Origin of the sequence: Tolumonas auensis DSM 9187 (assembly GCF_000023065.1) — a bacterium.
In the GTDB taxonomy this organism is placed as follows: domain Bacteria; phylum Pseudomonadota; class Gammaproteobacteria; order Enterobacterales; family Aeromonadaceae; genus Tolumonas; species Tolumonas auensis.
Genome location: NC_012691.1, coordinates 93,527 through 114,281, shown reverse-complemented (window position 1 = coordinate 114,281; position 20,755 = coordinate 93,527). Strand labels below are relative to the sequence as shown.

At 50.8% G+C, this 20,755-nt stretch carries 22 protein-coding genes; 11 read left to right on the top strand and 11 right to left on the bottom strand.

Annotation, left to right across the window (positions count from 1 at the left end):
• Positions 1-29: 29 nt before the first annotated feature.
• Entirely contained in the window at positions 30-617 is a 588-nt protein-coding gene (locus TOLA_RS00480) for a YhgN family NAAT transporter (protein WP_012728321.1), read from the bottom strand.
• Between the two features lie 184 nt (positions 618-801).
• Here TOLA_RS00480 and TOLA_RS00475 point away from each other — a divergent pair, with 184 nt between their 5' ends.
• Complete coding sequence (locus TOLA_RS00475; RefSeq protein ID WP_012728320.1) at positions 802-1,344, top strand: acyloxyacyl hydrolase; 543 nt, start codon at positions 802-804, stop codon at positions 1,342-1,344.
• A 65-nt stretch (positions 1,345-1,409) separates the two neighbouring features.
• On the opposite strand, the gene TOLA_RS00470 is transcribed toward TOLA_RS00475, so the two are convergent.
• On the bottom strand, positions 1,410-1,652 hold the full coding sequence (locus tag TOLA_RS00470) for a YecH family metal-binding protein (protein WP_012728319.1): 243 nt from the start codon (positions 1,650-1,652) through the stop codon (positions 1,410-1,412).
• 574 nt (positions 1,653-2,226) lie between these two features.
• On the bottom strand, positions 2,227-3,261 hold the full coding sequence (gene pspF, locus TOLA_RS00465; RefSeq protein ID WP_012728318.1) for a phage shock protein operon transcriptional activator: 1,035 nt from the start codon (positions 3,259-3,261) through the stop codon (positions 2,227-2,229).
• A gap of 176 nt (positions 3,262-3,437) precedes the next feature.
• Here pspF and pspA point away from each other — a divergent pair, with 176 nt between their 5' ends.
• The 4 genes from pspA to wrbA all read left to right on the top strand — a co-directional run bounded on the left by pspA (position 3,438) and on the right by wrbA (position 5,520).
• Complete coding sequence (gene pspA, locus TOLA_RS00460) at positions 3,438-4,112, top strand: phage shock protein PspA (protein ID WP_012728317.1); 675 nt, start codon at positions 3,438-3,440, stop codon at positions 4,110-4,112.
• Positions 4,112-4,369: an envelope stress response membrane protein PspB gene (gene pspB / locus TOLA_RS00455; protein ID WP_012728316.1), complete on the top strand. Its 258-nt coding sequence runs from the start codon at positions 4,112-4,114 to the stop codon at positions 4,367-4,369. Before pspA ends, pspB begins: the two co-directional genes overlap by 1 nt.
• A 13-nt stretch (positions 4,370-4,382) precedes the next feature.
• Complete coding sequence (gene pspC, locus TOLA_RS00450) at positions 4,383-4,754, top strand: envelope stress response membrane protein PspC (protein WP_012728315.1); 372 nt, start codon at positions 4,383-4,385, stop codon at positions 4,752-4,754.
• A gap of 166 nt (positions 4,755-4,920) precedes the next feature.
• Positions 4,921-5,520 carry an NAD(P)H:quinone oxidoreductase gene (gene wrbA, locus TOLA_RS00445; protein WP_012728314.1) on the top strand — a complete coding sequence of 200 codons (600 nt, stop codon included), beginning with the start codon at positions 4,921-4,923 and terminating at the stop codon, positions 5,518-5,520.
• A gap of 829 nt (positions 5,521-6,349) precedes the next feature.
• Here the strand turns inward: wrbA and TOLA_RS00440 are convergent.
• Positions 6,350-6,649, bottom strand: coding sequence for a YfcZ/YiiS family protein (locus TOLA_RS00440; protein ID WP_012728313.1), 300 nt, complete (start codon positions 6,647-6,649; stop codon positions 6,350-6,352).
• 104 nt (positions 6,650-6,753) lie between these two features.
• Complete coding sequence (locus TOLA_RS00435; protein ID WP_012728312.1) at positions 6,754-8,820, bottom strand: S9 family peptidase; 2,067 nt, start codon at positions 8,818-8,820, stop codon at positions 6,754-6,756.
• 233 nt (positions 8,821-9,053) lie between these two features.
• Between TOLA_RS00435 and TOLA_RS00430 the strand changes: the two genes are divergently transcribed.
• The 6 genes from TOLA_RS00430 (at position 9,054) to TOLA_RS00405 (ending at position 14,317) form a co-directional block, all read left to right on the top strand.
• A complete protein-coding gene (locus TOLA_RS00430; protein ID WP_012728311.1) occupies positions 9,054-9,650 on the top strand; it encodes an NAD(P)H-dependent oxidoreductase in 597 nt (198 codons plus the stop codon).
• The gene (locus TOLA_RS00425) at positions 9,650-11,512 is read left to right on the top strand and encodes a monovalent cation:proton antiporter-2 (CPA2) family protein (protein WP_012728310.1); all 1,863 of its coding nucleotides are present in this window, start codon (positions 9,650-9,652) and stop codon (positions 11,510-11,512) included. The genes TOLA_RS00430 and TOLA_RS00425 overlap by 1 nt, the downstream gene beginning before the upstream one ends.
• Positions 11,513-11,526: 14 nt before the next feature.
• Complete coding sequence (locus tag TOLA_RS00420) at positions 11,527-11,967, top strand: universal stress protein (protein WP_012728309.1); 441 nt, start codon at positions 11,527-11,529, stop codon at positions 11,965-11,967.
• A gap of 146 nt (positions 11,968-12,113) precedes the next feature.
• On the top strand, positions 12,114-12,302 hold the full coding sequence (locus TOLA_RS00415) for a hypothetical protein (protein WP_012728308.1): 189 nt from the start codon (positions 12,114-12,116) through the stop codon (positions 12,300-12,302).
• A 131-nt stretch (positions 12,303-12,433) separates the two neighbouring features.
• On the top strand, positions 12,434-13,540 hold the full coding sequence (locus TOLA_RS00410) for a CobW family GTP-binding protein (RefSeq protein WP_012728307.1): 1,107 nt from the start codon (positions 12,434-12,436) through the stop codon (positions 13,538-13,540).
• 216 nt (positions 13,541-13,756) lie between these two features.
• Positions 13,757-14,317, top strand: a complete 561-nt coding sequence (locus TOLA_RS00405) for a gamma carbonic anhydrase family protein (protein WP_012728306.1) — start codon at positions 13,757-13,759, stop codon at positions 14,315-14,317.
• Between the two features lie 92 nt (positions 14,318-14,409).
• On the opposite strand, the gene TOLA_RS00400 is transcribed toward TOLA_RS00405, so the two are convergent.
• The 6 genes from TOLA_RS00400 to TOLA_RS00375 form a co-directional block, all read right to left on the bottom strand.
• On the bottom strand, positions 14,410-14,778 hold the full coding sequence (locus tag TOLA_RS00400; RefSeq protein ID WP_148210400.1) for a PDZ domain-containing protein: 369 nt from the start codon (positions 14,776-14,778) through the stop codon (positions 14,410-14,412).
• Positions 14,779-14,921: 143 nt separating this feature from the next.
• Positions 14,922-16,136, bottom strand: a complete 1,215-nt coding sequence (locus TOLA_RS00395; protein WP_012728304.1) for a DUF3289 family protein — start codon at positions 16,134-16,136, stop codon at positions 14,922-14,924.
• A 2-nt stretch (positions 16,137-16,138) separates the two neighbouring features.
• Entirely contained in the window at positions 16,139-17,002 is an 864-nt protein-coding gene (locus tag TOLA_RS00390; RefSeq protein WP_012728303.1) for a DUF4123 domain-containing protein, read from the bottom strand.
• Positions 17,002-19,035 carry a type VI secretion system Vgr family protein gene (locus TOLA_RS00385; RefSeq protein WP_012728302.1) on the bottom strand — a complete coding sequence of 678 codons (2,034 nt, stop codon included), beginning with the start codon at positions 19,033-19,035 and terminating at the stop codon, positions 17,002-17,004. The genes TOLA_RS00390 and TOLA_RS00385 overlap by 1 nt, the downstream gene beginning before the upstream one ends.
• Positions 19,036-19,174: 139 nt before the next feature.
• Positions 19,175-19,783 carry an HAD family hydrolase gene (locus TOLA_RS00380; RefSeq protein ID WP_012728301.1) on the bottom strand — a complete coding sequence of 203 codons (609 nt, stop codon included), beginning with the start codon at positions 19,781-19,783 and terminating at the stop codon, positions 19,175-19,177.
• Positions 19,784-20,737: an NADP-dependent oxidoreductase gene (locus TOLA_RS00375; RefSeq protein ID WP_012728300.1), complete on the bottom strand. Its 954-nt coding sequence runs from the start codon at positions 20,735-20,737 to the stop codon at positions 19,784-19,786. It lies immediately after the preceding gene.
• Positions 20,738-20,755 lie beyond the last annotated feature (18 nt).

Here is a 20,755-nt window from a genome sequence, read left to right as displayed (position 1 = left end):
AAGCCTCCTTTTTTATTACTGTTCCGTTATCAGCGATGTAAATATTGCACAGCGCCATCCAGCAACATCTGTACTGAAATCATCACCAGCAGCATCCCCATCAGACGTTCCATGGCAGTCAGCACTCGTTCGCCCAGTAGTTTATGCACCTGTTCATAGAACATCAGGATCACAGCTGACGCCCCCCACGACAGCAATAACGCCAGAACCCAATCGGTCATCTGATCCGGATACTGATGAGACAACAGCACCAGTGCTGCCAGAATCGAGGGGCCGGCAATCATCGGGATCGCCATGGGTACAATCAGCGGCTCCTCACCCTCCGGCAAACCGGTCACACCACCCTGACCGGGAAAAATCATCCGCAACGCGATCAGGAACAGTACGATGCCACCGGCAATACTGACCGCCTCCTGCTTCAGGTTCAGCAGATTCAGCAACTCCTGACCGGTAAACAGGAAAAGCAGCATGACCGCCAGAGAAATCAGTAATTCCCGGATCATCACCTTGCGGCGACGTTCTGCCGGAAGATGCCGCAGAATTGACAAGAATACCGGCAGGTTACCAACAGGATCCATAATCAGAAATAGCATTACTGCCGCTGTAATCACACTCATATGCTGTAATCCGAAAGAAAGACAAAAGAAAAAATGGCTAAACCGGCAACAGTCTAGCAAAACCTATAACAGCAGGCGATGTAAGTCGGCACAACAGCATTATCCCGGAACAAACCTATACTTAAATAAGGAAAATCCACACAACACAGTGTGAGAGAATTTTCTGTTTCGCAGGAGGCGCATCATGTCGATTACTTCTGTTACTCCGATCAGGTCTGTAACCATCCTGCTGAGTAGCATGGCGATGTTTATCAGTGCCGCAAGTTCGGCAGCAGATCTATCTCTGGCTTTGGGTCATTCCGGGGACAGCACCATGACTTATCGTACCGGTATACAGTTTCCCTGGCAGCAAAGTTGGTTTGAGACAGAAGCAGGCCGGCTGAGTGGTTACTGGACGGTAGGTTATACCTACTGGGACAGTCAGGATAAGGTCAATACCCATAGCTTGTCCGCATCACCAGTACTGACCTGGGAATTTGGGGCGCGTGGTGCCGACGTTCAACCGTTTATTGAGGCCGGTATTGGTCTGGCAGCCTTCAGCCGGAATAAGATAGAAGATCGGGAACTGGGTTCCAGTGTCAATTTCGAAGATCGGTTTGGTTTCGGCATCCGCTTTTATCAGCGTCATACCATCGGCGCACAGGCTTTACATTATTCGAATGCAGGTATCAGCTCCGATAATGCAGGGATCGAATCGTATAACATTTACTACCGGTTTGATTTCTGAAAAACCGCAAGAACCGGGCGGTGTGATGAGCACCTTGCCCGGCTACCAAATCTGCAACTGAGTGATCAGTGCTGGCAGATATGTTCTTCACGAGTGTTAAAACCGGCATCGGAGGCAACAAATTTGCCTTTTGCCTGCAGGAAGTCGATCAGCTGTTCCGCTGTCATATCTTCCGCGCTGCAGGTATGAAAACGGGTATCAGCACCAAAGCGGGTTTCAATAGCGGACTTCAGACTGTCGCGGGTGAACTGACCACCCAGCTCCAGCATCATATGCATCACGTCGTGACCGTGTACTGATTGACTCATAACAAACTCCTGATTGGATAATGATGCATAATTTAAACATCATTACCGTTCAGCCATGCCGGTACAGATCAAAAAAGTAGCACAAAAAACAAAGGGGCGACTTCATGTCACCCCCTCCACAGGCATCGGTTGCCTAAACCGAAGATTGCTTTACGTGAAACATATAGCATTTTTTCTTGCGTACAGCGCAGGCTTCCTTGCAGGCATCATTCCATCCGTGGGCTCACATTCCCGCTCTGCTTCCTGCATAACCGCTGTTCCGTCACCGGCTATCATCAGATCCTTCTGATGTCCTTTAAACCCGCCTCCGGCAGGGGTCCTACTTATCTCTTCCTGAACAACGACTCATATTACCCCGCTGTCGGTTTCCTTATGACTAATAGTAGTTTGTTATCCGGAAAGCGGAGGTTGAATATTCAGCGAAAAAAGCATTGAGAATGGATTTCAACTCTTAAAAAGATATTTATATTCATCAAGATAAAATCAAAATCATCTTCTTTCATCACAATAAAAACGGATTATACGCACAGAAACTATGGCAAATATCCTACACACAGATCAGCGTTAAATGACATCAACCTTCGTTACTGCTTCGCTTAGTTAAAAGATGCGGATATTTGCGCAGTGCCGCCCGCAATTGATCGTAACTCACACCCAGCGCCTGCGCCGTGCGGCGCTGATGAAAATGCTGCTGTTGCAATGCCTGCAGGATCAGACGCTGCTCCAGCCGGGCCAGTTCGGTTTTCAGATCGCAGGTCTGCAAAACAGGTGATATATGCGGTTCTGCTGATACCGGAATGACAGAAGGTGAAATCATGGCAGATGACGTCCGCCACGGACTGGCAAAGGGATCCAGCACGATATCGGCAACTGGCTTTGCCGGATCTGCATGCCGGTAGATACTGCGTTCGACCACATTTTTCAGCTCACGCACATTACCCGGCCAGTCATGCTCCATCAGTTGCTGCAGTGCATGTACCGTGAACCCGGAGAAATAGTCATACCCCAGCTCCAGACACATCCGCAGCGCAAAATGCTCTGCAAGCTCGGCGATATCCTCTTTGCGGTAACGCAGTGGTGGCAGATTCAGCACATCAAATGCCAGCCGATCCAGCAAGTCACCCCGGAAACGCCCCTGCCCGACCAGCGCCGGCAGATCTTCGTTACAGGCGGCCACGACCCTGACATCCACCCGCAGGGTTTTACTGCCGCCCAGTCGCTCGAAACGACCATATTCAATGACCCGCAGTAATTTTTCCTGCACTTGCAGACTGGCTGTCGCCAGTTCATCCAGAAACAAGGTGCCACCATCCGCACGCTCAAACAGCCCTTCCCGACTGCGGGTAGCACCGGTAAATGACCCCACTTCGTGACCGAACAATTCTGACTCCAGCAGGTTTTCCTGCATCGCCGCACAATTGACCTGCAAGTAAGGCTGCTGCCAACGTTTTGACAGATAGTGAAGGCGTTCAGCAATCAGTTCTTTGCCGGTACCGCGTTCACCAATGAGCAATACGGGACGGTTCAGCGGTGCCAGCTGCGACGCCTGCTGCAAGACCTGATGCCAGATTTCGGAACTGCCGATCACATGCTGTTTGGGAGTGGTCATAGAATCCGCCTGATTTGGTTTTATTGACTATAAACATGGTCAATATAGCCAATTATTTAACCAGAGAGTGGCTATTTTTTATGCATCAAAAGTAAACCGATGTAAAAACAGCCAGTTATAAAAGTGGCATGACTTTCGCTCTGTTATAGAGGTCAATCCGTAAACAGGAGTTCATCATGGGTATCTTTTCTCGTTTCAGCGACATCATTAATTCCAACCTGACCGCGCTGCTGGATCGCGCCGAAGACCCGGCCAAGATGGTCCGGATGATGATTCAGGAGATGGAAGAAACACTGGTGGAAGTGCGCACCAGTTCTGCACGCGTACTGGCAGACCGCAAGGAACAGGAACGACGTCTGCAGCGTCTGCAATCTGACGTGCTCGATTGGGAACACAAAGCCCGCCTGGCACTGAGTAAAGGCCGGGATGATCTGGCCCGGGCTGCGCTGGCAGAAAAACAGGCGGTTGAAGAAACATTGCAATTGGCCGGGCGTGAGCTAAAAGTGATAGAGGATCAGCTGTGTGTGCTGAATGAAGAGATCAGTCAGCTGCAGCAGAAACTCGATGATGCCAAAGCGAAACAGCAGTCTCTGCTGGCGCGGGAACAGACCAGCCGTTCACGCATGGACATTCGTCGCAGCAGCAACCGGGAAAAACTGGAAGAGGCATTCCGTAAATTCGAAGCCTATGAACGCAAGATGGATAACATGGAAGCTGAGGTTGAGGCGCAGGATCTGGGCCGTACACGCACCTTGCACGATGAATTTACCGAACTGACGCGTAACGATAAGGTTGAGTCTGAGCTGGAGGCACTGAAAGCCAGTATGACAAACCAGAGGAGTGAACATTAATGTCACTGATGATGTTCTTTTTTGTACCTGCGGTGGTGTTTCTGGCGCTGGTGGCGCCAGTCTGGCTGATCCTGCATTACTGGACACAGTCACGGCTCAACCGGGGATTATCCGCGGAAGAACGCCTGCAGATGGAAGATGCGCTGGCGCTGGCCAACCGGCTGGAACAGCGCATCTCGGCACTGGAAACCATTCTGGATGTGCAGCAGCCGGACTGGCGCCGCCACGACGATAACCGCAATCACCGCTCTTCATAACGGGAGGTAAATCATGAACAGTTCCGGCCGTAAACTATACCGCAGCAGTAATCAGGCCTGGCTGGGCGGCGTCTGTGCCGGTGTCGCCGAGTGCTATGGCCAGCCGGTCTGGCTGGTGCGTATTCTGATGATAACACTGTTTGTGTTCAGTGGCAGTCTGGGGATACTGGTGTATCTGGCCGGTGTATTCCTGCTGGAAAAACAGCCGACGCAACTGCCACCGCAGCCGGGGATCCGCCCGCAATTCGGCTATGGCGAAGATACTGCCCAGCGCGCACGTCAGTTAGGCGAACGGATGAAAAAACTCGATCAACGCTTACAGGCAATGGAACGGTACGTCACGTCCAGCCGTTACCGCTTTGATAAAGAGTTTAATAAATTATGAAGGTTTTCCGTGCATTGTTCCGGATCCGGCAACGTTGTATTTCCCGAATTGAACTGTCGGAATAACAAACCAAAGTCTATTGTTTGACTATGCTTAATGCTGAACCATTGCCGGCGTACCTGTTGTGAATGATACGCCATCATTCATTGCATAAAGGGAACATACGATGACGAAAGTGCTTGTACTCTATCATTCCATGTATGGTCATATTGAAACCATGGCAAACAGTATCGCCGAGGGAGCGCGGGAAGTAAGCGGGGTTGAAGTCACGATCAAACGTGTGCCGGAAACCATGGATCCCGCCAGATTTGCAGCTGCCGGTGGAAAAACTGAACAAAGCGCACCAGTCGCTACCCCGGCTGAACTGGTTGATTATGATGCCATCATCTTCGGAGTTCCGACCCGGTTCGGCAATATGACCGCACAAATGCGTAATTTCCTCGATCAAACCGGTGGCTTGTGGGCTAAAGGTGCACTGTTCGGCAAAATTGCCAGTGTCTTTGCTTCTACCGGTGTCGGTGGCGGACAGGAAATGACCATTACCTCGACCTGGACGACGCTGGCCCATCACGGCATGGTGATTGTGCCAATTGGTTATGGCACAGCAGAGATGTTTGATATCAGTCATGTCGGTGGCGGTACGCCATACGGCGCGACCACCCTCGCCGGCGGGGATGGTTCGCGGCAACCGGATGCCCGTGAACTGGCTATTGCCCGTTTCCAGGGAAAACATGTGGCGACGGTCGCTGCAAAAATGAAAGGCTGATAACGGGAAGGAAACTTCGGGCGGGGTGAATCAACGCCCGGAGTTTTTGCCGGACGCACAAAAAATAAAAGGGCGACATGAGTCACCCCCTATAAAATCTTGGTTGCCCAAGCCGGCGATGCTACAGCATCGTCTTATCTCATCCTTGAAGGCCTTCCCCGATCCATCGGGACATCCTTTTAAGCATCCTGCGTAACAATCAATCCGTGACTGTTACTTTCTTCATCCGTGAAGAGTTCCTGATAACCACATCTTGTGGTGGATCCTTCTGCCATCCTGGCTTGCTACTCTTCCTGAGTAACAACGACTCCATCCTGAGGTGTTCCTTTGTCGTCCTGACAGTTACTCTTCCTGAGCAACAGTTACCTCATCCTGAGGTTATCCTTTGTCATCCTGACAGTTACTCTTCTGAGTAACAGTTACCTCATCCTGAGGTATGATCCTTTTGCCATCCTGACAGTTACTCTTCCTGAGTAACAGTTACCTCGTCCTGAGGTTATCCTTTGTCATCCTGACAGGCTTCCTTATCCTGGGAAACCGCAGCGCGTCCTGCAGAAGTAATACTAAAGATTTATGCATTTCCTACAAGTAGCTGAAAAAGCTATTTATGCCAGAAAACCCATCAATTAATTATCAAAAACCTTAAAAATCAATGCTATACAAAAAATGAAATCAGGGTGGCTTGCATAAATAAGCGCTCAGGCTCACAACAACTATGGCAAATATCCTACACGAGTGTAAGCCGCCAAGATGGCGAGGGCTGGAATGAAAGGGTGAAAAAAAGCAGGAACCGCCGCCAGCGGGGAGAGAAATGGCGGCGGATTACAGATTAACGCACGAAACGTGCGCGCATCTCAAATATCATCTTCTCAGCAGTGCAGGTAAATTGCAGCGTGGTATTCAGCACAACACCATCTTCCACAGTTTGCAGCTCACTGCTCACCAACACATCCGGGCAGGCTTCTTTCGCCACGGCAATATAACGTTCCTGACGCGCACGGGCATCTTCTTCGTTGTCACCTTCAACCGGAATCATTACGAGATCATCGCCATCACGAATGATGGTGCCTACCTCGGCCACACAGCCACAGGCTTCGCACACTTCTTCCATATGATCTACTGTTGTCATGTTCTGCTCCTTAAATAAATAAATCGGGCCGCGCACAGGATCTCGCAACCAAGCTTTATAAAGTTAGTGTAGCAGCATCCACTTTGCCGGATGCTGCCGTCAGATCAAATAGATGCAGAATTTATACTAGTATCTGCCAGCGCCAGCATGAAGGCATATTCCTGTGCAATATCGAGGAAATAACGATAACGCCCTGATTTCCCGCCATGTCCGGCATCCATATCCATGCTCAGTAATAGCAGATGGTCATCCGTTTTGTTAGCCCGCAATTTCGCAACCCATTTTGCCGGTTCCCAATATTGCACCTGGGAATCATGCAAGCCGCTAACCACCAGCAGATGCGGATAAGCCTGCGGCTTAATCTGATCGTAAGGGCTGTAACTCTTGATGTACTGATACACCGCAGGGTCACGCGGATCACCCCATTCATCATATTCACCGGTGGTCAGCGGGATTGACTCATCCAGCATCGAAGTCAGCGTATCCACAAATGGCACCACCGCTACCACGCCGAGATAACGCTCCGGCGCCATATTGGCCACAGCCCCCATCAGCAGACCACCGGCACTGCCGCCGGTTGCGAACACCCGTTTCGGATCACCATAACCGGCGGCGAGAATCCCCTCGGTAGCGTCGATAAAATCAGTGAAACTGTTCATCTTTTTGAGCTGTCGTCCCTGTTCATACCAGTGACGTCCCAGCTCTTCCCCACCGCGGACATGCGCAATGGCAAAGATAAAACCTCTGTCGAGCAGGCTTAAACGGGAGGAAGCGAAATAAGGATCTTCACTCATGCCATAAGCACCGTACCCATAGACCAGCAATGGGTTCTGGCCCGGCTGGTACAGATCCTTACGATACACCAGTGACACCGGCACCTGGGTGCCGTCACGCGCTTCGATCCACAGCCGCTGGCTCTGGTAATAATCCGGTTTGAAATCACCCAGCACCGGCTGTCGTTTCAGCATCTTGCGTTCGCCGCTGGCAATGTCCAGGGCATAGTGGGTGGTCGGTGTCGTCAGTGACGCATAACCATAACGGAACTCCGGATTATCCGGATCAGGATTCGTACCCAGCCACAGCACATACGCCGGATCGTCGACAGCGATAGTCCGGACCTCTTTTCCCTGCAGATCGAGTTCGCGCAACCGGGTCAGCCCCGCATCCCGCTCTTCTACAAACAACGCATTCCGGAACAGGACGAAGTCCTGCAGCAGTGTGTGTTCCCGGACAGGCAACAGGCACTGCCAGTGTTGTTCCGCACCGTCATCCGCCAGATAAAGAGCGAAATTACGGCCTTCACGGTTCGAACGTACATAGAAATGTTGCTGGAAATGATCCAGCCCGTATTCATGCCCGCGACGGCGCGCCAGAAACAGTGTCGGCGTACCATGCGGGGTTTTCAGTGACAGCAAGTGCACTTCGGAACTCAGCGTGCTGGAAAGAGAGATCAGCAGATACTCTTCGGAACGACTATGACTGATATGCAGGTAATAGGTGTTATCGGCTTCCTCATACACCAGCTTATCCTGCGCCGGATCCGCGCCCAGCGTGTGATACCAGACCTGATACGGCAACAGGGTTTCGCTGTCTAAACGGACATAGAAGAAACCTGCACTGTCGGCGCTCCACACCACATCACCGGAGGTATTCTCCAGCAGATCCGGTAACCATTCGCCGGTCTGCAGATTACGGACACTGATCTGATACTGCCGGCGGGAAACAAAATCCTCGCCGCAGGCCATCCAGTGATTGCTGGGGCTGACTTCCAGCGCACCCAGATCGTAGAAGTCCACCCCGGCGGCACGCTGATTACCATCCAGCAACAGTTCCGTCGGTGCATCCGGCCGCGCGGCCAGTCGTTCATACAGCGGATATTCCTGCTCCGGCAGATAACGACTGCGATACCAGTAACCTTTCAGGTAATACGGAACGGAGCTGTCATCCGGCAGCTGGCGATCCACCATTTCCTGATACAGCGTCTTCTGCAGCGCTTCGGTTGGCCGCAACATGGCTTCGGCATAACCATTTTCGGCATGCAGATAATCGAGCACTTCCGGGTTACTGCGCGTGTCATCACGTAGCCAGTAATAGGGGTCGATGCGCTCATCACCATGAAAAATCAGAGAATGCGGGTGTTGGGTGGCAATCGGGGGCAGAATCGAGTTCATACAACGCCTCTTGTCCTGTTGAAATGCTATAAACATATCAAAAGCATATCACAGCGGCACTCAATGGCATCCGACGCAGTTAACAGGATGATAACAAAGTGGGATTTCAGCAAAAGAAATGCCCCGCTCCGGTTCAATTATGTTTTATCCTTGTCACTCTTAAGTGAACTAAGCTGAATAAGAGCATCGGATGTTTTTATCTTATTCAGCGACCCGGGAGGTGGTGGCAGTCTATGAAACGTATTTTGATTATCTTCGCGCATCCGGGTTACCACCGTTCGCATGCCAACCGGGCCATGCTGAGAGGCCTTAAAGGGCTGGAAGATGTCAAAGTACATGATTTGTACCAGCATTATCCCAATATGTTTATCGATGTGGCCCGCGAACAACGCATGCTGCGCGATTACGATATCATTGTGTTTCAGCACCCGATTTACTGGTATTCCTGCCCGGCGATCCTGAAAGAGTGGATGGAGCAGGTGCTGGAATATGGTTACGCTTTCGGACCGGAAGGTAATGCACTGAAACATAAATACCTGCTGGCCGCCGTAACGACCGGGGGCAGTGCCGCATCCTATTCTACGACCGGTCACAACCATCATCCTATTACCGATTATCTGCTGCCAATCCAGCAAAGCGGCCTGATGTGCGGGATGCGCTGGCTGCCACCGTTTGTGGTGTATGGTTATCACAGTGTGAACGATCCGGATTATCTGAAGATGAAAGGTCAGCAATACCGTCGTCTGCTGACCGCACTGCGGGATGAGGAGTTCACACCGCAGCAACTGCATAATGCCACCTATCTGACCGATCTGCTTAAGGAGCTGTGATGGAGCAAAATATGCTGTTTGATGCTGCCATCTTTCTGACCGCTGCGGTAGTTTCAGTGCCGCTTGCCCGCCGCTTGGGTTTAGGCTCGGTGCTGGGGTATCTGATTGCCGGGGTGATTATCGGCCCCTATCTGTTTAATTTTGTCGGCGCCAGTGATGAGGTGATGCACGTTGCCGAATTCGGTGTCGTACTGATGCTGTTTTTGATCGGGCTGGAACTGAAACCGGCGCTGCTGTGGCAACTGAAGGGTCCGATTATCGGTATCGGTGGCAGTCAGGTGCTGTTTACCTCCACCGCATTCACACTGATCGCGCTCGTGTTTGGGCTGCGCTGGCAACAGGCACTGGCCGTCGGCATGATACTGGCGCTCTCCTCCACCGCGATTGTACTGCAGAGCCTGACCGAACGGCGCATGCTGAAAAGCGAAGCCGGTCAGACCAGCTTCTCCGTACTGCTGTTTCAGGATATCGCCGTGATCCCGATGCTGGCCTTGCTGCCATTTCTGGCTCCCGGTATCAGATTTGAACCCGAACCGTCGGCACTGAGTGGCTGGCAGAACGGCTTACTGATTGCGCTGGTCATCTCCGGAATTGTACTGGGGGGGCATTACCTGATGCGCCCGGTCTTCCGTTTTATCGCGCAATCTGGTCTGCGGGAGATTTTCGTCGCGGCTGCGTTATTGCTGGTGATCCTGACGGCACTGGCTACCGAAGCGGTCGGTCTGTCACCGGCATTAGGCACCTTCCTGGCGGGCGTGGTTCTGGCAGAAAGTGAATACCGCCACGAGCTGGAAGCGAACATTGAACCATTCAAAGGATTACTGCTCGGTCTGTTTTTCATCTCGGTGGGAGCTGGTATTAACTTCTCATTGCTGGCGGAGCATCCGTTTCTGATCGCCGGTCTGCTGCTGCTGTTACTGAGCGTCAAGTTCCTGATCCTGCAGGGTGTCGGCGGACTGGCACATATGACTCATGGTCACCGCTGGTCATTTGCCTTTGCACTGGCTCAGGGCAGTGAATTTGCGTTTGTATTGTTCTCGTTTGCACAACAACTCAAACTGTTCGACACCCAGCTTACCGCACTGCTGACACTGACTGTGGCCCTGTCGATGGCCTTTACTCCGTTACTGCTGATGCTGAATCACTATCTGCAGAGCAAATGGCAGGCAGAAGAAAAAGAAGAGCGCGCAGCCGATCAGATCGATGAACAGGATAACCCGGTGATTATTGTCGGCTTCGGCCGTTTTGGTCAGGTGATTGGCCGTCTGCTGCATGCCCACGGCATCGGCACCACGGTATTGGATAATGACGTCTCGCATATCGATATGCTGCGGAAATACGGTTACAAGGTGTTTTACGGTGATGCCGACCGCATCGATTTGCTGCAGGCCGCCGGAGCTGACAAAGCCAAACTGCTGATTGTCGCGGTCAGTAATCAGGCCAAATCGATAGCGCTGTGTGAGCTGGCACAACGCCATTTCCCGCAATTAAAAATTCTGGTTCGTGCTGTAGATCGCGCGCACGCGCATCAGTTGCTGCAATTAGGCGTCGAATTGATCTATCGTGAAACAGTAGGCTCTGCTGTTGATCTGGGTGTTTCGGCACTCCGTCAGCTGGGGATCAGAGGAAATCTGGCATGGCGTGCCGGACAGACGTTTAAAGAACATGATGAAAAACTATTGCGTGAACAGACCGCATTCCTCGACGACGAAAAAATGTATATCACCAAGAGTGTGCAATACCGCCATATCCTGGCGGAAATGCTTCAGGCAACGCAGCAAGACCGTCATAGCGAACTGATGCACGCCTGGGAACACATGGACGATGAGGATGAGGAAGATGAACATGAGGGCATTCATTAGCCCAAGGAGCACTTATGAATCAGGAACACTCTTATAACCATGTACTGGTAGCTCTGGATATTAACGACGACTTTCAGCCACTGCTGGAAAGAGCGATTGCCGTTGCGCGCCGGCATAATGCCAAACTATCCGTCCTGCATGTGGATATTAATCTGCGCGACCTCTACACCGAAATGGTCGATATTGATGTCGAGCGGGTACAGCGCAAAGTGCTGGCAGACACCAAAAACAAACTTGATACCATCCTGGCCGGTATTGATTATCCGCTGGAGCGCAGCATGGTGATGTGCGGTGATCTGGTCGAAGAGGTCAATCAGGTGGTGGATGCCCAGAACATCGATTTGCTCATTTGTGGTCACCATCAGTCATTCTGGAATCTCCTGGCTTCCGCCGCCCGTCAGTTGATGAATTCGGTCCGCTGCGACCTGCTGATTATTCCTATTCCGGCTAAATAATCACACTTCCGGGAACGGCGATAACGGGTACAGCATCGCCGTTTTTATAACTGCATCAAATTTTTTTCTTCTCATGTTGCTGAAAACACAAAACCGTAACATTTATGTCTACACTGAAGATGTTTTTCACTCAAAGGAGACTCGACATGGCAGGATACCGCGCCGGTTACGGCGACGAAGATGAAGATGTTTGGGGTGAAGGTCCGGATGAAGAAGAGGAAGGTGTTGAGCCGGACTGGGATGACGATGAAGACGAAGAATGGGATGAAGAGACTGGCGACTGGAGCGAAGGTGAAGATGACTTCGACCTCGATCCTGACGATGAAGAAGAGTAATCCCTGCTGACGCCGGCTGCTGCCGGCGTTGTTTTTTCCGGCAGCGCTGAACTTTCGGCGGCAGCTGTTATACCATAACGGCCTTTAATCTGTCTGACACACCCGGCACGCCGAAATCAGGAAAAAACTGCATGTCTGAATCTCGTTTTGATACCGAGGATTTTCGTATTCCGGTTACCGTACTCACCGGCTTTCTTGGCAGTGGTAAAACCACCCTGCTCAACTACTGGGTCAAACAACCGGAAATGGCAAACTGTGCCGTCCTGATCAATGAATTCGGGGCTGTCGGACTGGATCATCATCTGGTAGAGAAGCTGGATGACAACGTCGTCATGCTCGAATCCGGCTGTGTCTGCTGCACCGTACAGGGCGATCTGGTCAATGCACTGCGCGACCTGTTTATGCGCGCGATGCGCCGTGAAATCAAACCATTCCAGCGTGTACTGATTGAAACCACCGGCCTCGCCGATCCCGGCCCGGTATTATTCACACTGCGTAACGACCCGTTTTTCGCCCAGCGTTACCGTTTCGATGGCACGGTGACAGTGGTCGATGTCTGCCATATCACCCGGCAGCTTAACCAGCAATATGAAGCGGTAAAACAGGTCGCACTGGCCGATCTGCTGGTGCTGACCAAAAGCGATATCGCCGATTTTGGTGTCTTGCCGGAGGTGGAAAACCTGTTACAGCGCATCAACCCGATGGCACCGCGGCATATTGCCATCAAGGGTGAATTATCCCCGGCTGTGCTGGAACAGAATGGTCCGTTCGGCAGTGGCTCACAACGCAGTACACAGGAAATCCGTAAATGGCTGCAGGGAGCCATTGCTGAGTTAGGCTTAGCTTCACCCATGAAACCGGCCACACCGACTGTCTCGCCACTGATAGCCAATGCCCCTGTTGCCAGTGCCCACAGCGATATAGACGCTTTCTGCCTCCGCTATACCAAGCCGATACCCACCGCGCGCTTTCTTGATGGTCTGCGCATGGTACAGATGCGTTACCCGGAGCGCTTATTACGTTTCAAAGCCATTCTCTGGCTGGAAGAACAGGATACACCGGTGGTGGTACATGGTGTTCATGACCAGCTCTATCCCATCATGAACCTGCCGGCGTGGCCGAATGGTGAACCCGCCAGTGAATTGGTGTTCATCATGAAACAGACCGATCGTCAGGAAGTGGAAGAGATGCTGCAGGAAGAATTTTTCCCCAAATATCCGCGTTTTCAGTATGAATGACAGACAAAACACTCAGAAATAATGGTATTTCTTATATAACTTTCTTAAATGGCGCTTAATGGCGCCATTTTTCATCCGGAATGACTCACTCTTCATAAAAACGGGGATTGCAATTCACCGGCTGTCGCTGTCATCATGTGCATCGCTCACAAACGTGATCAAGATCAATTTTTGCCAAACCATCAGACGTCTATTCACAGACGCCAGGGAGCTAACATGATCCGCAAAAACCCCTCAGGTCACTTACCCGTTATTGCTGAATCAGCTTATGTCGACAAAACCGCGATTATCTGCGGCAAGGTCATCATCAAAGATAACGTCTTCGTCGGTCCTTATGCCGTGATCCGTGCCGATGAAGTGGATGCAAACGGTGAGATGGAACCGATTGTGATCGGCGCTAATTCCAATATTCAGGATGGCGTGGTGATCCACTCCAAATCCGGTGCCGCCGTAACGATTGGCGAATACAGTTCTATCGCCCACCGTTCTATCGTCCATGGCCCGTGCAAAGTCGGTAACCGCGTCTTCATCGGTTTTAATACCGTACTGTTCAACTGTGAAGTGGGTGACGGTGCCGTGATCCGCCATAACTCGGTTATTGATGGTCAGGATTTGCCGGCCGAATTCTATGTGCCGTCCAGCACCCGCATCTGCCCGCAGACCAACCTGGATGAAATTCCGCGTGTTACTGTTGCCGCAACCGAATTCTCGGAAGACGTGGCCCATACCAATATCGATTTGGTGAAGGGTTATAAAGCGCTGCAGAATGAGTTTTGATTTAATCCTGGATTTTTTAAAAGACCGCCAATGAATGCGGTCTTTTTTATCAGAAGATAAAAATATACCATCCACTGATAACAAATATTAAATTACTTCACATCAGTACAATCATTATTGTATTCTTTTTCACCATCATCCCTCTCATATATAGCACAACTGGATGCACCATAATAATCTGAGAATGTTAATCTATAACTTTTAACTCGATTAATATTTTCGCGCTCAGCAATAAAAAGTCTGTCAGAATAGCTTACACATGGTTCTTCATCATTTTTTTGTTCTAATAAACAAAACTGAACTGCCTCTTCTTTTGATTTATTTTCAAATTCATTTTTAACAAAAAGAATGCTTTCCCCCTCATCAAGACCATTTACTTCATCAAGAATGTATTTTTTGTTTTCACTCCAAAAAGATAACATGTCTTTTTTTGTCAATGGTGGATTTGCAATCGTGATCACGAATGAACCTTGGTCTGACTCAAACTCAGATTTATATATTGTGTCAATCTTTGATGGTAACCAGTAATCAGATGTAAAATACAAAATAACGAAAATAAAGAAAAGCCACCCAACATGTGATTTCTTCATCTTTAAATTATATATCATCTAAAGTCCCCGCTTATTTTTCTAGTATGATTCATTTCCGTTATAAATGGTTTGTAACCAAAGCCTTTATACCTCTGCAAAATAAACCACGACCTGAATAGTCTCAAAAATTCAAAATATTTATCTCCACTTACATCATCAACATTAAGTCCAAAGTGATCCTGAGCTTTGAATGATACTACCCCATTAAATGTTCTATTAACCAAATCAATACTCAAATTCTGTAACGTGAGCTGTAAAGACCATATACCGTGGACTGTAATACCTAATCCATTAAACCAATCAGGTGTAGTGTCAAAACCTGGCAGATGAATGGAATTTTTTCCTGTAGCTAGGCTATTCCATATCTTTTTAATATCGTTATCTTCCAGCTCCCCACTTTTTTTCTTCAGTTCAGCTGATATTGCATCAGATATCTTATCTACTACAGCATCCGTGTTTTGATGCGATTTGGCTGCTTTATCTAACAACGGATGTGTAAATTTACCCCCAACGTTTTGCTCAAATCGATCTATCATCATTTTCGTCAATGAACCATATTCCCCCCAAGATACCGAGCTGGCAAACAGTCTGAAATTGGCAAAATGATCACTTGCTGGCAGATCAAATTCATAATCCAGCTTACTGAATGGTTTAAACATTCCAAGATTCATTATTTGGTTCCTGGACATATCTCCGGATTGCATATCATCGGCTTTTATATCATCCATTGGTTTTTGTGATTGAAAGATGACCAGAGGTAGATGTAACTGAGTTAATGCTCTGACTTCAAGAAAATAACTATTATTGCTAACCATACGTAATAGCTTGCCAGTTTGCCCTGCTTTGTGTCGGTCAGAGACCATTCCAGGCTCTAACTGCCACACATCACCCATGGTTATAAATTGATATTTTATTTTACTTTTCTCATATCCTTTATGTTTATCAGCATACTCTTTAGCCGGTGATGTCTGTGGTGACGGTCGGGGTTTATGTTTTTTCGCTTCATTCAATAACGCTGAGGTTTCAATTTTCAGTTCGACAGGACCAGCCGGGAGATCTGTAAGCAACAGATAGCCGCCAGACAACGTCACCTGATGTTCAACGCCAGAGGAATCCTTTAATTTGCCAGACAATGAGCCGAATGGCTGATTCATTTCATCGACCAACCGGATCTCTATCCACTGATCTTTTGGCTGACAATCCCGGCACTGATTTATTTTTGCTGTCATTTTTATTCTGCTCCGCCTGTTTGTGCTTTTTTTATTTGTTGGATGACTTTCGCCATCACATCCCGTTGTTCGTCAGCGCCTCGAATCTCTTTCAGGCTTTGGATCTTAGGCCACCAATGCAGATATCCCATGAGATCAAGGATCATCCATGCCGGTTGCCACAGCTCGGGAATACTGCCTGACATTGCCCGTTGATATGTCTGTTCAAGCTGTTCTGATATCGGACCATTTCGCTCATATAACACGGTTGTAAGCTCATTGGCATTCCGCCAAAGCCATTGTTCGAGATTGAACAGCGTTATTTCTTTCTCTCCCGGCTGCCCGACAAAATGCCCGTCTTGCATCCGCCACCAGGGTTCAGCATGTTCAGTTAAATCCAGTTCCGGATAAGGAGAGGTGATAAGCCAATCATTTTGATGCCACACGACCAGTTCATTGGTTGGCCCCAGAAAACGGCGGGTTTCCTCTTCGGTGAAGGTATAGAGCATGGGACCCAGTATTCGCGGGTCGTAGTAGCGAAAAATCACTTCTTCGCCATCCAGCCCGGCAAGCAACAGGCTTTGCCAGTGCTGAACCAGTTTTCCCGGCATGTGTTCTGACGCTATCAGCATGCCGGTCGCATAGCCGGCAGCTTCCTGTTCCCGCCACCATGCCTGCCAGCCGGGCAGTTGTGCCAGAGGCAGTAACCACAGGCCATACAGAACTTCATCTTTAAATTCGGTTCCGGCATAGAGCGGCCAGGCGTCGGTTTGGTCGGCCTGCCGGTACCAGTATTCCAGTGGTTTGTTGTCCGCCAGCGGGTCAATAAGTGCATACACCATATAGGTTGCAGGCAGTTTTTGTTGCCAATCGTCCAACGTCATCATTATTTCTGCTTCCGGCAACGTTTCGATGCGGCAGCTTTTGCACTGCGGGCCGCCGCGACAACCGCCCCGATAGGTTTAATCATATCCAGCAGGCTCAAATCTGACCCGACCAGCGGTGCGCCACCGCCGTTGAGGCTGATAGCAGGAGCAACCATCTGCACGCCGGCTGGGCTGAGGGTAATAAAGCTGCCGCCGACTTTAAGTGTTAGTCCGGCTCCCGCTTCCATGTTGATTTTGATGGCGGCGTTCTGGTGCAGTTCATCCGCCACTGACACCATAAATGACTGCTCGATTTGCTGTTGCTGAGTACCTTTAAGCTTGAGCCGATCATCGGCATTGAGCTCTTCAAAACGCTCTTTTTTTACCGTTTCGCTGCGATCGTGTTTTACCCGCTCAATGACATTGCCTTGTGTCAGACGATGGCTATCACCGTCGATGGTGGCATAGGCATTGGCTTTGACCATCAGTTCCCAGTCGCGCTGGGCATGCAGGAAGATCTGTTCACGGCCCTTTTTGTCTTCAAAGCGCAGTTCGTTAAAGCCGCCACCACCGGGGGTGGACAGGGTCTTGAACACGGTTCTGGTTTTATGCGCCGGTAAGGCATACGGATGCTGGTTCGCCCCGTTATAGACACAGCCCAACACCAGTGGCCGGTCGGGATTGCCATGTTCAAAGCTGACCACCACTTCCTGCCCGACCCGCGGGATCCAGTGACTGCCGTAGCGATCACCGGCCCAGCCTTGTGCAACCCGCAGCCAGCAGGAGGTTTTATCATCCCCCTGACCTTCTTTGTCCCAATGGAACTGCACTTTGATACGGCCATAGACGTCGGTGTAAATTTCTTCGCCTTTCGGACCGGTGACAATCGCGGTCTGATAACCCGGCAGATCAGGGCGTTTGGACCACCAGCCGGGGACAAACAGCACCTGCCACGGGACCGCAACAAACTGGTTGTGGTAGCTGGCCTGACCGCCACTGGTTTCCTCCAGCACCTGCGGCTGTTCACCTTCGTGATGCACCTGTCTGACCAGCCATAAGGGTTCAAATTCACGGCGCGGCAGTTCATGGAAGGTGGTGAATTTTCCGGCGACCAGATCTCCGTGATCGGTCACACCCTGCAGTTCGATAGCCGCCTGCATGTGCCGCGCCAGTGCCAGTTTGTTCTGACGCAGATTTTCAGCCTCGGTATCACTTAAGTTTGGCCAGCGGTATTCCTCCAGTTTGTCAGAAGGGTTCGCCTGTGCGGAAGGCTGGTTTTTAGCAGAAATCTGCGTCTGGTGATTTTGCGCCACAGGTGGTGGCGTGACTTCGCTGTCTAGTGGTGTAACCGGACGCAGAAAGGTGAAATCACGGCCACTGACCTTGCCGGAAACGGTACGCCAGAAGGTCTGACATTCCCGTAATGCCGGTTTGTCGGGGTTTAGGCCACTGGCCGGAAGGTAGTCCATTGCCACACCGTTGGCGAAAGCAGCATTGCTGTCACCGAACACCAGCACCGTCTGGCCATTTTGTGTTGCATAGTGATAGTGAATGCCCTCCTCCGATAAAATCCGGTGGATAAAATCGTAGTCCGACTCCGCATACTGCACGCAATATTCACGCGGCTGATGTTGTTCGTGCAGACGCCAGCGGTAATCCAGTGTGGTGAAGCCCGCTTCCTGCAAAAGTTGCTCAACGATTTGCTGCGTCGCCAGTTGCTGATAGATACGGTAGTTCACCCGAAGCTGCAGCAGGTCAAACCGGGGTTTCACGGTGATGTGGTATTCGGTGAAACGCAAACCGGTATCGTGCTGACTGATGTCATACACCACGCCGGTAATTTCACGAATGCGGTCGGGACTTTTTATTTTCAGAACGCAGGGCTGATAGAGGAAAGAAGCCAGATCGAGCTGATTATCTTCACAGACCAGTGTTACGCGGAAATCAAAGCTTTTACTGATGTATTCTTCGCCGCTGAATCGCAAAACCTGAAAAGCAGCAGCATGACCCGGGACTGCGAACAGAAACCGGGCTTCATTGGCCTCGAAAAACATATTTTATCCCGTTTATTGTTGGATTAATCCGTCACTGCGTGCAGGCAACGGGCGGCGAAATCGCCGCGATAAACGGGAGTTTAGAATATAAAACAACTCATATGAAGCCGTCAGTTGCGACAGCTTCAGACGGATTTTTCTACTGTAATGGACGCTGTACCGGCCAGAGTTTACGTACATCCACTGCTGCCATACCAGCCGCTGCAGCTGCCTTCAGACCGGCGTCTGCATCTTCAAATACCAGACAGCGTTCCGGTTTCACACCCAGCTTTTCTGCGGCCAGCAGGAAAGTATCCGGCGCGGGTTTCGGGTTGGTAACCTGATCCGCCCCCACCACGACCGGCAGATAGTGATCCAGCGATAACCCGGCGAGGATACGGCGGGCCATGTCAGTGTGACAACCGGTCCCAACCGCCATCGGTTTTTCGCCTAAAAAGGGCAATACCACACCGGCAACCAGTGGTGTCGGCGATAAAGTTGTTGGCAGTAATTCGTAGAACCGGCGATCACGCACATTCACTACGGCCGGAACATCCACGCGGATACCGGCTTCATCCGCCAGAATTTCAACCGTATCGGGGATCGGCACACCACCCAGCTGCTGCATACGCTCGCTGGTAAAAGGAATAGCAAACTGCGTCAGTGCATGCTGCCACGCCAGATCATGCGCCTGCAGCGTGTTGGAAAGGGTACCGTCGAGATCAAAAATCCAGGCGGCATAATTCTGATAAGCATTAACATCAAACATTTACATCTCCTGACTACCCGGATCGAGCAACAGCTTGCCGCGGGTACGTCCGCTTTCAATGGCCTGATGCGCCTTGGCACCTTCAGCCAGTGGATAAATCTTACTGACATGAACCTGTAATTTGCCGGCTGAACACAATGCCAGCAGGGCAGCCAGACCATCAGCATCCTGATGCACCAGCATACCGGACACAGTTTTACCCTGTGTCTCCGCGACGGCTTTAATGGCCGGAACCGCAATGGTCGGCACGGTCACTTGTCGTCCGCCCGCTTTCAGCAGGGAGAGCGCCGTTAATCCGCTGTCAAAACCGACCAGATCAAATACGAAATCAACTTGTCCGGTTAACGCTGCCATTGCCTCTGCATCATGGTAATCGACGACTTTATCCGCACCCAGCTTTAACAGAAAATCATGATTAGCTTCGGAAGCAGTGGCAACAACGGTAGCACCCGCCTGTTTGGCCAGTTGCACGGCAATATGCCCGACACCACCGGCCGCGGCAGAAATCAGCACGGTTTCACCCGCCTGCAGCTGGCCGAATTCAAATAACCCCTGACGGGCGGTCAGTCCGGCCAGTGGCAAGGCGGCTGCCTGCGCGTGAGTAATATTTTTCGGTACCGGTAAAAGTTCTGCGGCCGGAGCCAGCATCGCCGAAGCATAAGCCCCACCGCCGGAGGTCATACCGCAGACCCGCTGACCGACACTGAACGTCGTCACGTCAGAGCCAGCTTCGCGTACCACACCACAGACATCAAACCCCGGCGTCCATGGCAGCGCATCTTTAAACTTCTGTGCCGCCCAGCCTAATCCGGCACGGGTTTTGGCATCGATTGGGTTCACACTGGCAAGCAGCACCGCCAGCAATACCTGATCTGCAGCCGGTGCCGGGAGTTCCTTTTCCGTCAGTTGTAATACGTCCACGCCGCCAAAGCGGGTGATTTGCAGTTGAGCCATCACCGATCCCCTACTACC